11 protein-coding genes are annotated in these 13,624 nt (G+C 32.6%); 9 read left to right on the forward strand and 2 right to left on the reverse strand.

The window, feature by feature from the left end:
- Position 1 precedes the first annotated feature (1 nt).
- Positions 2–784: a superoxide dismutase gene (locus ABD859_RS12115; protein WP_345144613.1), complete on the forward strand. Its 783-nt coding sequence runs from the start codon at positions 2–4 to the stop codon at positions 782–784.
- A gap of 12 nt (positions 785–796) precedes the next feature.
- Positions 797–1,138, forward strand: a complete 342-nt coding sequence (locus tag ABD859_RS12120; RefSeq protein ID WP_345144614.1) for a hypothetical protein — start codon at positions 797–799, stop codon at positions 1,136–1,138.
- Here ABD859_RS12120 and ABD859_RS12125 read toward each other — a convergent pair.
- The gene (locus ABD859_RS12125) at positions 1,127–3,001 is read right to left on the reverse strand and encodes an alpha-amylase family protein (protein WP_345144616.1); all 1,875 of its coding nucleotides are present in this window, start codon (positions 2,999–3,001) and stop codon (positions 1,127–1,129) included. The genes ABD859_RS12120 and ABD859_RS12125 overlap by 12 nt on opposite strands.
- A 276-nt stretch (positions 3,002–3,277) precedes the next feature.
- Here ABD859_RS12125 and ABD859_RS12130 point away from each other — a divergent pair, with 276 nt between their 5' ends.
- From ABD859_RS12130 to ABD859_RS12160, 7 genes are all read left to right on the forward strand, one after another.
- A complete protein-coding gene (locus tag ABD859_RS12130) occupies positions 3,278–4,957 on the forward strand; it encodes an OstA-like protein (RefSeq protein WP_345144618.1) in 1,680 nt (559 codons plus the stop codon).
- Positions 4,958–5,068: 111 nt separating this feature from the next.
- The gene (locus ABD859_RS12135) at positions 5,069–6,262 is read left to right on the forward strand and encodes an aspartate aminotransferase family protein (RefSeq protein WP_345144620.1); all 1,194 of its coding nucleotides are present in this window, start codon (positions 5,069–5,071) and stop codon (positions 6,260–6,262) included.
- Positions 6,263–6,428: 166 nt separating this feature from the next.
- Positions 6,429–7,823 carry a tetratricopeptide repeat protein gene (locus ABD859_RS12140; RefSeq protein ID WP_345144622.1) on the forward strand — a complete coding sequence of 465 codons (1,395 nt, stop codon included), beginning with the start codon at positions 6,429–6,431 and terminating at the stop codon, positions 7,821–7,823.
- A gap of 2 nt (positions 7,824–7,825) precedes the next feature.
- Complete coding sequence (locus ABD859_RS12145; protein WP_345144624.1) at positions 7,826–8,575, forward strand: shikimate dehydrogenase family protein; 750 nt, start codon at positions 7,826–7,828, stop codon at positions 8,573–8,575.
- A gap of 69 nt (positions 8,576–8,644) precedes the next feature.
- A complete protein-coding gene (locus ABD859_RS12150) occupies positions 8,645–9,391 on the forward strand; it encodes a lipid A phosphoethanolamine transferase (protein ID WP_345144626.1) in 747 nt (248 codons plus the stop codon).
- A gap of 248 nt (positions 9,392–9,639) precedes the next feature.
- Positions 9,640–11,604, forward strand: coding sequence for a DUF349 domain-containing protein (locus ABD859_RS12155; protein ID WP_345144628.1), 1,965 nt, complete (start codon positions 9,640–9,642; stop codon positions 11,602–11,604).
- 245 nt (positions 11,605–11,849) lie between these two features.
- Positions 11,850–12,266: an OsmC family protein gene (locus ABD859_RS12160; RefSeq protein WP_345144630.1), complete on the forward strand. Its 417-nt coding sequence runs from the start codon at positions 11,850–11,852 to the stop codon at positions 12,264–12,266.
- Between the two features lie 67 nt (positions 12,267–12,333).
- On the opposite strand, the gene ABD859_RS12165 is transcribed toward ABD859_RS12160, so the two are convergent.
- A complete protein-coding gene (locus ABD859_RS12165) occupies positions 12,334–13,608 on the reverse strand; it encodes a tetratricopeptide repeat protein (RefSeq protein WP_345144632.1) in 1,275 nt (424 codons plus the stop codon).
- Positions 13,609–13,624 lie beyond the last annotated feature (16 nt).

A 13,624-nucleotide genomic window follows, 5' to 3' on the forward strand; every position in this document is an offset into this window, starting at 1 on the left:
TATGAAGAAAATCATTGTTCTTTTCAGCATTTTGCCTTCATTCATACTATTATTTTCTTGTAATGATAACAATAAGCTGACCGAAGTTGTAGAAGTTCCTCTGCCTACTAAAGAGGAAAAAATAGTAATTGGATCACCAAATGATGTAAAAGCAGATCCGGGTTCTTTTGAAATGACCAAACTGCCTTTTGCGTATGATGGTTTAAGTCCTGCATTGCGATCACTTACAATGGAAACGCATTATTCGAAACATTATTTATCGTACACGAATAATTTTAATAAAGCGATTGTTTCGACTGAATTTGAAAATATGCCTATTGAGGATATTTTAAAGAAATTAGATCTTAATAATGCTAAACTTCGTCAGAATGCAGGAGGATATTACAACCATACACTTTATTTTAATATTTTAACTCCAAAAGAGCAGACTCCAAAAGATACTCTTGCGAGTTCAATTGATAAAGAATTTGGTTCTTTTAAAAATTTAACCTCTCAGTTTAAAGGTCAGGCTGAAAAACAATTTGGTTCTGGCTGGGTTTGGTTAGTTGTTGACCGCTACGGAAAACTGCAGGTTACAACAACAGAAGATCAGGATAATCCTTTAATGAAAAATGCTTTGATTCCCGGAACTCCAATTATGGGAATTGATTTATGGGAACATGCTTATTATCTGGATTACCAAAATAGAAAAGGAAGTTATATTGATGCTTTTTACGAACATATAAACTGGGAAAAAGTAAACGAATATTACGTCGAAGCCCTCAAAAAAGTCAAGAAAGTCTAAAATAAAATACAAATGAATACAGTAAAAGATATCTTAAAGAATTTTTCACAAAAAAATGACCTTTGGAATCTTACAAAAAATCGTGGCATACAATGCATCGAAAATTATCTTGAAGATAATGGAGATAATATAAACACAAAATCATCTAATATTACTTTAGATGATTTTGTGTTTTTTAAAAGAAATCAATCTGTAATTGTATTTCCCGATTCAGATAATGAGGGTCATTTAATAATTAGAACAACCTACGATTTATCTTTAGAAAAAATAAAAACTTTTCGTTCAGGATATTATTCCCTTGATGTTGATATAGAAGGGAATATAATTGATGATTATTTATATTTAGATTTTTAATTCAAATATAAACGATTCAGATGGAAGCAGTTTAATTCTTGCCGTTCCTTCTCCGTTACTTATAATGAGTTTCACAGAGGTTTTATTATATAATTGATCCGTAAGCTGATATTCTCCGTCTTTTAAATTCCACTTTGAAATAATATCTGAAGGTATTTTCAAATCAAATTCACTTGTTTTTTCAGAAGAGAAATTAACCGTTATAACCAGTTTTTGATTTTCTGACCAGCGCACATAAGAATAAATCAATTCGTCATAACCTGCCGTACTTTGACGATTAATTGATTGAATTTCCTGAAAACTTCCCATTAAAGCAGAACTTTTTAAAGAGAAATTCAATAATCGTTTGTAAAAATCACGGAGAGCTTTTTCTGAATCAGACAACTGACCACCATCAAACTTTCCTTCGTTCATCCATTTCTGATGATTTGGAACACCAATGTAATCAAAAATTGAAGTTCTGGAATGTGTTCCAAAACCGGCATTTTCGTTTCCGGCCTCTCCTACTTCCTGTCCAAAATAAACCATAGTCGGCGATGTACTTAAAGTTGTTGAAACTACCATCAAAGGTTTTCCTCTTTCCGGAGTTCCTGCAAATTCTGGCGAAGCTAAACGCTGTTCGTCGTGATTATCTAAAAAATGAAGCATGTGATGCTCAATATCTGCCATTCCTTTTTGAATATCTGATAAACCATCTGGAGAAGATTTACCACGAATAACATCTTTTAATTTATCATACGTTTCAACTTTATCATACAAATAATCCATTTTTCCTAAACGAATATAATTTCTGTATTCATTTGGGTTATAAACTTCTGCAAGCAAAAATGCGTTCGGGTTTTTCATTTTAATTGATGAATTCATGTAACTCCAAAATTCATACGGAACCATTTCTGCCATATCATAACGGAATCCGTCAACTCCCTTAGCTGTCCAATACAAAGCAATATCTCTGAATTTTTTCCAAGAATTTGGAACGTCTTTATCCTGCCAGAATGCAAAATGTTCCTGATACGTTTTTTGGTCAAAACCAGCCGGAAGTTCTGGAAAATCCTTAGTTCCATCAGGGCGAACACCATAATTTACTTTTACCGTTTCATACCAGTCATTTTGATCCGGTTTTACTTTACGAGATCCATTTCCCGTCCATTTTGCCGGATTTTCATCAAAAAAACCATCAACAAGAGGATTCTTTTCTCCATTTAAAGGAATGTCTCCGTCCGGAATTTCAAAATGTGATTTTGGGATATAATAAAAATTATTGTCTCTTTTATATTCAACTGTTACATCATCATCGGCACCAAAATCTTTTACTCCCTGCGGATTATTTTTTCCTTCATATTTACGAGCAATATGATTGGGAACAATATCAATAATCAGTTTTAATCCTGCTTTATGCGTTCGGGCAATTAAATCTTCAAATTCCTGAAGTCTGTTTGCCGGATTTACAGCAAGATCAGGATTTACATTATAATAATCCTTAACGGCGTAAGGCGATCCGGCGCGTCCTTTTACTACTTCGGGATCGTCATTTGAAATTCCGTAAGCTGTATAATCGCGAACTAAAGCGTGATGAGGAACGCCAGTGTACCAAATATAAGTTACGCCTAAATCTTTAATTTCGTGAAGTGCTTTATCTGTAAAATCATTAAACTTTCCAACTCCGTTTTCTTCAATAGTTCCCCAAGCTTTATTGGTTTTGTTTTTATTTCCAAATAAACGGGTAAAAACCTGATAGACTACAACTTTGTGTTCTTTTGAATTTTCTTCTTTTACTTCACTCATTTTTAAATCTTTTGTTTTGCAAGCCGAAAACAACATTGTCACAGCAATTCCTGTGGCAATAAATTTACTTTTTATCATATTATTTAATCTAACTTAACAATATGGAAATGAAACTTTAATTTCAAAACCAATTCTTAAATTTAGTTTATTTTTTAAAACCCGGAATACCGCAGTAATGATTTGTTTATTTACCATTGTAAAATCATAAACTACAACGTGAGAGTTCTGAGTTTTGTTGATAAATTAAAACGGAACTTGTTCGCCGTTAACATGTAAATTTTGATTTTATAAATTAATCCTAATAACAATCTAAGGTTATTTCCTTTTTCATAAATTTGACAAAAATTTAATCACTTGAAGAAATCACTCTTTTTTATATTTTGTGTGCTTGTTTTAAGCGTTCAATCAACTTTTGCGCAAGCGGCAAAAACAGCAAAAACAGCCCCAAAACAGATTCACGTAGAACATGCCGATAATTTTGAACGAAATGAACCTTTAGTACCGGGGGCAGTACTTTTGAGCGGAAATGTAAAAGTAGATCATGACGGTATTGTGCTTACTTGCAACAGAGCTTATATTTTTGAAAATGAAAATTATCTTAAAGCGTTCGGAAATGTACAACTGGTACAGGGCGATACTTTATTTTTAAACAGTAAATATGCTGAATACAGCGGTAATTTAAAACAAGCTTTTGCAACCGGAGATGCTGTTATGACTTCTCCAGATGCGACTTTGCAGACAGATACGATTCATTTTGACCGAAACATTCAACAGGCTTATTATAACACAAAAGGAACTATTATTAATAAAGACAATACTTTAGTAAGTAAATCAGGAAGATATTTTGCAGAAGAGAAAAAGTTTCAATTCCTGACAGAAGTTACTATTACGAATCCAAAATATGTTATAAAATCAAACCATTTAGATTATTACAGCAATTCTGGACACACTTATCTGCTTGGCCCATCGACTATTACAAGTAAAGCTAATTATATTTATACCGAAAGAGGTTTTTATGATACGAAGAAAAACCTCGCCCATTTTTTACGGAAATCGTATATAAAATATGATGACAGGCTTATTGAAGGCGATAGTCTGTATTACAACCGAAATACTGAATTTGCTTCGGCAACGAGGAATGTAAAGATTACAGATTCTATAAACCGCGGAATTGTAAAAGGTCATTATGCCGAAATTTTCAAACTAAAAGATTCGATGTTTGTTACTAAAAGAGCCGTTGCAATTAACTTAGTTGAAAACGATTCAGTTTATATTCATGGAAAAAAATTAATGGTAACCGGAAAAGAAGGCGAAAGAATTTTAAGAGCTTTTAATAACGTTCGTTTTTATAAAACCGATATGAGCGGTAAATGCGATTCGATACATTCAAATTCTAAAACGGCATTGACCAAATTAATTGGAAAACCAATTATATGGAATGGAGACAGCCAGATTACGGGAGACGTAATGCACTTAATTGGTGATAATAATACCAAAAAATTAGATTCGTTAAAAGTCCTCAATAATACTTTTGTCATATCTAAAGATACCCTCGGCACGGGATATAATCAGGTCAAAGGGCTCAATTTATTCGGGAAATTTAAAGAAGGAAAACTGCACGATGTAGACGTTATTAAAAATACGGAAGTCGTCTATTTTATGCGGAATGACGACAATGAACTTATTGGAATTAATAAAAATGTGAGTAGTAAAATCAATTTGATTTTAGAAAATAATCTAATTGAAACCATTACATTCTTCAATAAAGTTGACGGAGATATTTATCCCGAAACAGATCTGCCTGAAAACGCACGCAAGCTGAGAGGCTTTGTTTGGCGCGGTGATGAAAGAATAAAATCAAAAGATGATATTTTTACAGCTGAAGACAATGAACTCAATGAAAAATTAATTAAAGAAGGCAAAGATCAGGAAGAAAAAAATAAAAACGTACCGCTGAGAGTCAGAAAAGAGACTTTAAATTACGATAAGAAAAAACCTGCTGTTAAGGAAGATACGAAACCTAAAAAGAAGTAGTTTTTAGCCGCAATCTCAGTTTTCAGCACTCAAAGGTTTATAAATCTTAACCTAAGGCTAAAGTAGAAACCTTTGAATCTTAGTACCTTTGCCACTTTGAACCTTAAAAAAATGAATCCAGATTTTATAAAATACCAGGCTCAAACTTCTCCTTATCCTTTAGGAATGGAAGTTTCGCACGCCATTGGATCTTACATATACGACACAAATAATAAAAAATATCTGGATTTTGTTGCCGGAGTTTCGGCTTGTACGCTTGGGCATCAGCATCCAAGAGTAAATCAGGCCATAAAAGACCAGCTGGATAAATATTCGCATGTAATGGTTTACGGAGAATATTCACAAAGTCCCGCTGTAGAATATTGCAAACTAATGGCTTCTCTCCTGCCTGATTCTCTAAACAAAACGTATTTAGTAAATTCTGGTACAGAAGCAATTGAAGGCGCTTTAAAACTCGCAAAAAGAACAACAGGACGCAGTCAGCTTATTTCATGTCATAACGCTTATCATGGCAACACAATGGGTTCTATGAGTGTTATGGGATTCGAAGAACGCAAGCAGGCTTTTCGTCCACTGCTTCCAGATGTAGACTTTATCACCTTTAACAACGAAGCCGATTTAGAAAAAATCACAACAAGAACTGCTGCTATTCTTTTAGAAACAATTCAGGGCGGTGCAGGATTTATTCAGCCGGAAAATAACTTTCTGCAAAAAGTCCGTAAACGCTGCGATGAAGTTGGAGCATTAATGATTGTAGATGAAATCCAGCCCGGATTTGGAAGAACAGGAAAACTTTTTGGCTTTCAAAACTACGATGTTGTTCCTGATATTGTAGTAATGGGAAAAGGCATGGGAGGCGGAATGCCTGTGGGAGCTTTTACAGCTTCGGCAGAAAAAATGGATCTTTTAACAGAAAACCCAAAACTGGGACATATAACCACTTTTGGTGGCCACCCTGTCATTGCGTCAGCCTGTTTAGCCACTTTGCAGGAATTAACTGAAACAAATTTAATGGAAGAAGCACTTGAGAAGGAAAAGCTCTTTAGATCGCTTTTGGTACATCCTTTGATAAAAGAAGTTAGAGGAAAAGGTTTAATGCTGGCTGCGATGACCGAAACGGCAGATATTACCAATCAGGTAATTTTAAATTGTCAGGATAAAGGCCTGATACTTTTCTGGTTATTGTTTGAAGGATGTGCCATCCGAATAACACCGCCATTAACCATTTCTGAAGAAGAAATAAAGGAAGGATGCGCTGTAATTTTAGAAGTTATGGACGAAATTATGAAACAGGAAAAAGCATAATTTAACTTAATTTAATAGTATAAAAATCAAACTATTAACTTAAAAAGAGAATAAAAAATCCTGTGCATATTGTTAATTAAATTGTTCAAAACAATTAATTTACCTTCCCACATCAATAATATGGTTGCCTAAATTTATAACAGGCTAATTTCAAATAAAACAAAGTATGCAATTAAGCAACGAAGAAGAAGATTATAACCGATCCTTATCAAAATTTGAGTCGATGTTAAAAACTAACAAAGTACTCTTTTTTGATTCTGAAGAATTTGAAGAAATTATTCTTCATTATTTAGATATAGGTAAGGCTAATTTAGCAAAAAAGGCCTTAAAACTTGCATTAGATCAGCATCCAAAATCTACGGGCTTAAAATTAGTACAAGTAGAAATGCTGGTTTACGAAGACAAACTTGATATTGCTGAGAAGCTTTTAAACGAGTTGTATGCAATTGAACCGAACAACGAGGAAATTTATATCCAAAAAGCCAATATCTGTTCTAAAAGAGATCAGCACGAAAAAGCCGTAGAATTACTTAAAATTGCTTTGCAATATACAGATGACTACGCTGATGTGTATAACTTGATTGGAATGGAATATCTTTTTATGGATAGTCTTGAACTGGCAAAAGAAAACTTCATTAAATGTCTTGAAGAAGATTTAGAAGATCAATCTGCCTTATATAACGTAGTGTATTGTTTTGAGTTTTTAGACCAAAATCAGGAAGCTATTTTATATTTAAACGATTATATAAACAAAAACCCTTACAGCGAGATTGCCTGGCATCAGCTTGGGCGTCTTCACTATGGCGTAAAAGAATATGAAAATGCAATTCGTGCCTTTGATTATGCAACATTAATCGACGACGAATTTTTAGGCGCTTTTATGGAAAAAGCAAAAGCTTATGAGCGTCTTAAAAAATACAATGAAGCCATTGAAAGCTACAATCGTACAATTGAACTGGACGATGCCACTTCTTATGCCCTTCTACGTATTGGTAAATGTTATGAAAAATTAGGAAATGCTGTAAAAGCACTTCAATATTACAATCAAACTGTACACGAAGATCCGCTTTTAGACAAAGGATGGATTGCTATTACGGATTTCCACGTTCGCCAGAAAAACTTCCAGAAAGCTTTATTTTTTGTAAACAAAGCTTTAGCAATCGATAATCAAAATCGTATGTACTGGAAACGCTATGCAACGATTAACAAACAAATGAACTTTTTTGAAGAAGCAGAATTTGGATATCGTAAAGCAGTAGAATTTGGTGATTATGCTCTGGATACCTGGTTATATTGGGTTGATATTCTTCAGTTTCTTGGAGAATTTGAAAGCGCCATTCAGACTTTATTACAGGCCACAGAATATTTTCCGGAAGAAAACGAAATCGAATATCGTTTAGCCGGATTGTATTTTATGATTCAGGATAACACAAAAGCAAAATTCCATTTAAGTAATGGTTTGCGCTTAAACTTTGATAATTATATTATTATCGAAGATTTGTTTCCGGTTGTGTGGACTAAAAAAACAGTTAAAAATTACATAGAAAAACACAGAAAATAATAATGATTGATACTCTAAAAAGACGATTTGGTTTATTAGGCCGTAATATTAGTTACTCATTTTCAAAAGGTTATTTTACAGAAAAATTCAACAACGAAATTTTTGCCGGCAACAGCTACGAAAACTTCGATATTTCTGAAATCAGCCATTTTAACGGATTACTTAAAAACAATCCGGATTTAAAGGGGTTAAATGTTACCATTCCTTATAAAGAACAAGTTATTCCTTTTTTAGATAAACTTTCAAAAAAAGCTGCTTTAATTGGCGCCGTAAACACTATTAAATTTACCAAAAACGGAAAACTAAAAGGCTACAACACTGATTATTACGGCTTTAAAAAATCATTAAAACCATTATTAGAGCCACATCATAAAAAAGCTTTGATTCTGGGAACAGGCGGTGCATCAAAAGGGGTTGCATTTGCGCTTGATGAATTAGACATTCCGTATACTTTTGTATCTAGAGAAGCAAAAGAAAATATTATTGATTACAACTTAATCAACGCTACTACTTTTGATAATTTTCAAATAATCATTAATTGTACTCCGGTTGGTACTAGTCCAAATATCGAGGCTTGTCCTGATTTACCTTATGAGTTTTTTACAGAAAAACACATCGCTTACGATTTGATTTACAATCCTGCGGAAACCCAGTTTTTAAAAAATGCAAAAGAAAGAGGCGCCGTAATTAAAAACGGATATGATATGCTGATTTTTCAGGCAGAAAAAGCCTGGAAGATCTGGAACAAATAAAAAAAACTGATTTTCAAGAAGTTAAAGTATTTTTTTTTCATAAATTAGTCTACTCATTTGTAGATAGTTATGAAAAATTTCCGCTTTTACATCTGCATAATTTTTCTTTTTTCATATGCTGTCAAAGCACAAGATACTATTCAATATAATAATCCATTTTCAGAAGCCAGATATCATTATTTTTTAAAAACTATTTTACTTTTTAATGAATATTTAGATACTGAAAATGGATCATACAACACAACCCAGTTACGTTTTCTTTACCCAATAGGAAACAAAGCCTGGAATCTTCGTTTTGATCTTCCTTTAATTTCGGCAAATACCACCTCTGTTAACAAAACCAGTATTGGTGATGTAAGCGCCGGAATCAGTTATATTCCTTACATGGAAAATCATAACGCCATTGCTGTACGCGCAAGAGTAGTTTCTAATGCTGCTTCTGATCCCGCCTTTGGCTCTGGAAAATGGGTATTTATTCCAACCGTTTTTTACGGACGTTATTTAAAATCAAAAAAATATTTATGGATTGCCTCGCTTGAATATCAAAAAAGCTTTGCAGGCGACAGCAATCGCAACGATATTAATACCACTGCTTTTGAAAATGTCATTTTATGGTTCTTTGGAAAAAACTGGATTGGAGCTGATGCAGCCTTTCGATACAATAATACCGCTAAAGGATTTCAAAACAATGCTTTTTTAGAATTTGGAAGAAAAATTACACCAGATAATTTAGTGTACATTCATCCAAGCGTGGCTTTTGGAGGTCAAAAAACATACAATTACGGATTAGAAGTGGGGATTTTGATTTTGTTTTGATTGATGTAAAACATAAGAATTAGCCGCTAAAACATCATTTTATACCTTTTTTTCTAAAAAACACAATAATTTTAATTTTTTATATCTTTCAAAAAAGAAGTAAAAAAACATCGATACAACTTGTATAATACTGGATTAAATAAGAATTTCATCGTAAAATACTGCATAAACAAACGATTTATTTTGTATTTAGAAACACCTTTACTATCTTTCGCTCTGTTTAAAGTAAAAACCTTATACATTTAAAAATGTTAGAAGAAAAGAATGATAACCTGCAGGAAGCAGACGGAAAATCAGGAATCGAAATAAGCGATTCTACGCAAAACAATGCAATTGAAAATACAGATTCTGAAACCACTGCAGAAACTGTTGAAAATACAGCAGATGAAACAGCTGATCATCAAAATGCATTAGATGCCATAACAAATTCAAATGCTGAAGAAGGCGAAGATGAGACATTAAAAGAGCGTCATGATATTCCTATGAAGGATTATCATACTTTTTCTCTTGATGCTCTTGTTGATGAACTTAAAAAGCTGATTAATACAGACAAAGTTATGTCTGTAAAAGATCATATTGAAGAAATCAAAAAATCATTTTTACTACAATACAATCATCTTATAGATGAAAAAAGAGAAGAATTTAATGCTTCAAAAGAAGATCAAAATGAAGAGTTCGAATATCATTCTCCTTTAAAATCTAAATTTGATGAATATTATAATGTTTTTAGAGAGAAAAGAAATGCCCACTTTAAACATTTACAAACCAATCTAAAAGCGAACTTAGACAACAGACTTGCGATTGTTGAGGAACTAAAAGAACTTATTAATCCTCAGGAAAATATAAAAGATACCCTTAAACATTTTAATGATTTAAGAGAAAGATGGAAAAATGCAGGAGCAATTCCAAAGGACAAATACAATCACGTTTGGAATAATTACCATTTTCATGTAGAAAATTTCTATGATTATCTGCATTTAGACCGTGAAGCGCGCGACTTAGACTTCAAACATAATCTGGATCAAAAGCAAAAAATTATTGCAAGAGTTGAAGAGCTTGTAAACGAAAATGATGTAAACAAAGCTTTCCGTGAATTGCAGGATTTACACAGACTTTGGAAAGAAGACATTGGTCCGGTTTCTAAAGAACACCGTGATACTATATGGAATAAATTCAGTGAATTAACTAAAAAAATTCACGATAAAAGAGAAGTTTTGTTTGAAAGCCAAAGAGCTAACGAACAGCAAAATCTTGAAGTTAAAAAAGATATTATTGCTAAAATTGAAGTTTTAGGAACTGAAAAAGTAAATTCACATTCGCAATGGCTGGTTCAGATTCAAAAAGTAGAAGCTTTACGTAATGAATTTTTCGCAGCAGGAAAAGTTCCTTCTGAAGTAAATGAAGAAACCTGGGCTTCTTTTAAAACTGCCGTTAGAAACTTTAATGCTTTTAAAAATTCGTTTTACAAAGACATTAAAAAAGATCAAAACGATAATTTAAGCAAAAAAATGGCTCTTGTTGCAAAAGCAAAAGAGTTACAGGAAAGCACTGATTTTAGCGCTACTACGCCAGTCATGAAACAAATTCAGGAAGAATGGAAACAGATTGGACACGTACCTAAAAAATATTCAGATAAAATCTGGAAGGAGTTTAAAGATGCCTGCAATCATTATTTTGATAAACTAAAAGAACACAAATCAGAAGAAAATGCTGATGAGGTTGCCGCTTTTGATAACAAAAAAGCGTATTTAGAAACTTTAAGAGCTTTCCAATTAACAGGTGACCATAAAACTGATCTTGACGCTATTAAACAGCACATTGAAATCTGGAAAGGTTACGGAAAAGTTCCTTTTTCGAGACGTCATATTGAAGGTAAATTCAATAAAATTTTAGATGCTCTTTTTGAAAAACTTAGCTTAAGTAAAAAAGAATCAGAAATGATGCGTTTCACTAACAGAATCGATTCTTTATCTGACAGCAACGATACTCGCAAATTAGACAATGAAAAGATCTTTATTATGCGTAAAATTGAAGAGGTTCAGAATGAAATTTTCCAGTTAGAAAACAACATTCAGTTCTTTACCAATACTAAAAACGCTAAAAAAGAGAATTCAATTGTTACCGAAGTACGCAAAAACATTGCAATACACAAAGAAAGCCTTGAAGTCTGGAAAGATAAACTAAAACAATTAAGAAACTTGAATCAGGAGTAAACTTCAAAGTTTCAAATTTTATAAATTCCAAATTCCAATTAATTACATACAATTGGGATTTGGAATTTTCTTTTTCTACCATTTCAAAAAGACGCATACCAATTCATTGTGTCTTTTTTTTTTATGAATTTACTTTCAAATAACAAATCCGTAAATTAATACTGGAAAATATTTTTTATATTTGAGTAACCACTTATTATTGACAATCAACAAAATACAATTTTAATTTTAAATTACTACAAATCATGAAATTTACAAGAAAAGCAAATGCCAACTGGAAAGGAACCGGTATGGAAGGAAAAGGAACTATTAGTACACAGAGTACAACTTTAGATAACGCTCAATTATCTTTTAAAACAAGATTTGCAGACGGCGTAGGTACAAACCCGGAAGAACTTGTTGCAGCAGCGCATTCGGGCTGTTTTACAATGCAGTTAAGTTTTTTGCTTAACGAAGCCGGATTTACCGCAGATGATTTATCTACAGAAGCAACAGTAACTTTTGAAGACGGTTCTATCACTTTAATTCATTTGGATTTAAAAGGAAAAGTACCTTCAATATCTGCGGAAGAATTTGAAAAAACAGCTGCAAAAGCAAAAGAAATCTGTCCGATTTCTAAGCTTTTAAATACTACGATTACTTTATCAGCTTCTTTAGTTTAAAAGTATTTTTTAAGCATAAAAAAACCATCCGTTTCGCGGATGGTTTTTTTATGCATTTACCAAATTATTATTGGTTCATTGTAGCTTTTAGAGCTTTTGCTTCAGCAGTCATTTCTAATGCTTTGTAAACTCCTAATAATGTTTTTGCAACATCTTCATTTTTAGGATCTAACTCATTTGCTTTTTTAAGGTAAGGAATAACACCTTTAAAAACATCTTCTCTTTGTGCTTTTAATACATCGTAACGTTTCATGTCTTTTGCAGAAGTACCTAATTTATTCATCTCGTCGATGATTGGTTTTTCAGCATCTAACTTTAACGCAGCAAGATTTAAGTAAGCATTTGTATAGTTAGGATTGATTTCGATAGCTTTTAAATAGTATTTCTCTGCATCTGCATTGTTTTTTGCATTAGCACTTAATACCCCTAAATTAAATACTAAATCAGCATTGTTTGGATCTTTTTGTAAAGCTTCACCAACTAATTGTTTGTATTTATCGTAGTCTTTAGTTTCTAAATAAAGATTTGCTTCTGTTAAAATTAAAGAAGAATCATCTGGATTTGTTTTTCTAGCGTCAGCGATTGCTTTTTTAGCATCTTCTGTACGTCCTTTTTGAACTAAGATTAAAGCTAAGTTTTTGTAGATCTCACCTCTTTTAGAAGGAATAGCTTCTGTTTTAGGTTTTTCGTGAGTTCCTAATTTTACAGCTAAATCTCTTTCTTTTGCGTTTGCGAAGTTATCTTCGTTTCCGTTTGATTTGTTTATCGCTAAATACAAAGTTCCTTTTCCAGAATAGTTCAATTTTTTCAACTCTTCGTACATAGGAAGTGCAGTATCAAAATCCTGAGCATTTACAGCTGTAGAAGCAGCATAGTAAAGGTTAATTGTATCGTTTTTATCTAATGCGTAAGCGTCATACAATTTTTTAGCTCCTTCAGAATGTTTGTTAGCCTGAGTATCTGCAATTGCAGAATTAATTAACAATCCTTTGATGTTAGTAATTGAAGCTGCAGCCTGAGTAGAATATTTTTGTTTTCCAGACGTTTTTTCAACCTCAATTAATTTTTTGTAACTGTCAGCAGCTGCAGATAGGTTTTTACTTTCCTCTACTTTTTTGTTTGCAAGGTCTAAGTAAGCATTTCCTTGTACAAAATAGTATTGTGCCTGTTCAGTATCTTTTGCATTCACAATTAAGTTCTCAGCATCTTTTAATTGTGCAAGAGCTCCTTGTGCATCACCGCCTTTAAGCGCTTTCTCTGCATTTTTAATTTGATCTTTTTGAGCAAATGTAGCTACAGAAATCAGTAATGCTGATGCTAGTATAACATATTTACTTTTCATAATGTTCAATTTGTAT

This window comes from Flavobacterium ginsengiterrae (assembly GCF_039539785.1).
Lineage (GTDB): Bacteria > Bacteroidota > Bacteroidia > Flavobacteriales > Flavobacteriaceae > Flavobacterium > Flavobacterium ginsengiterrae.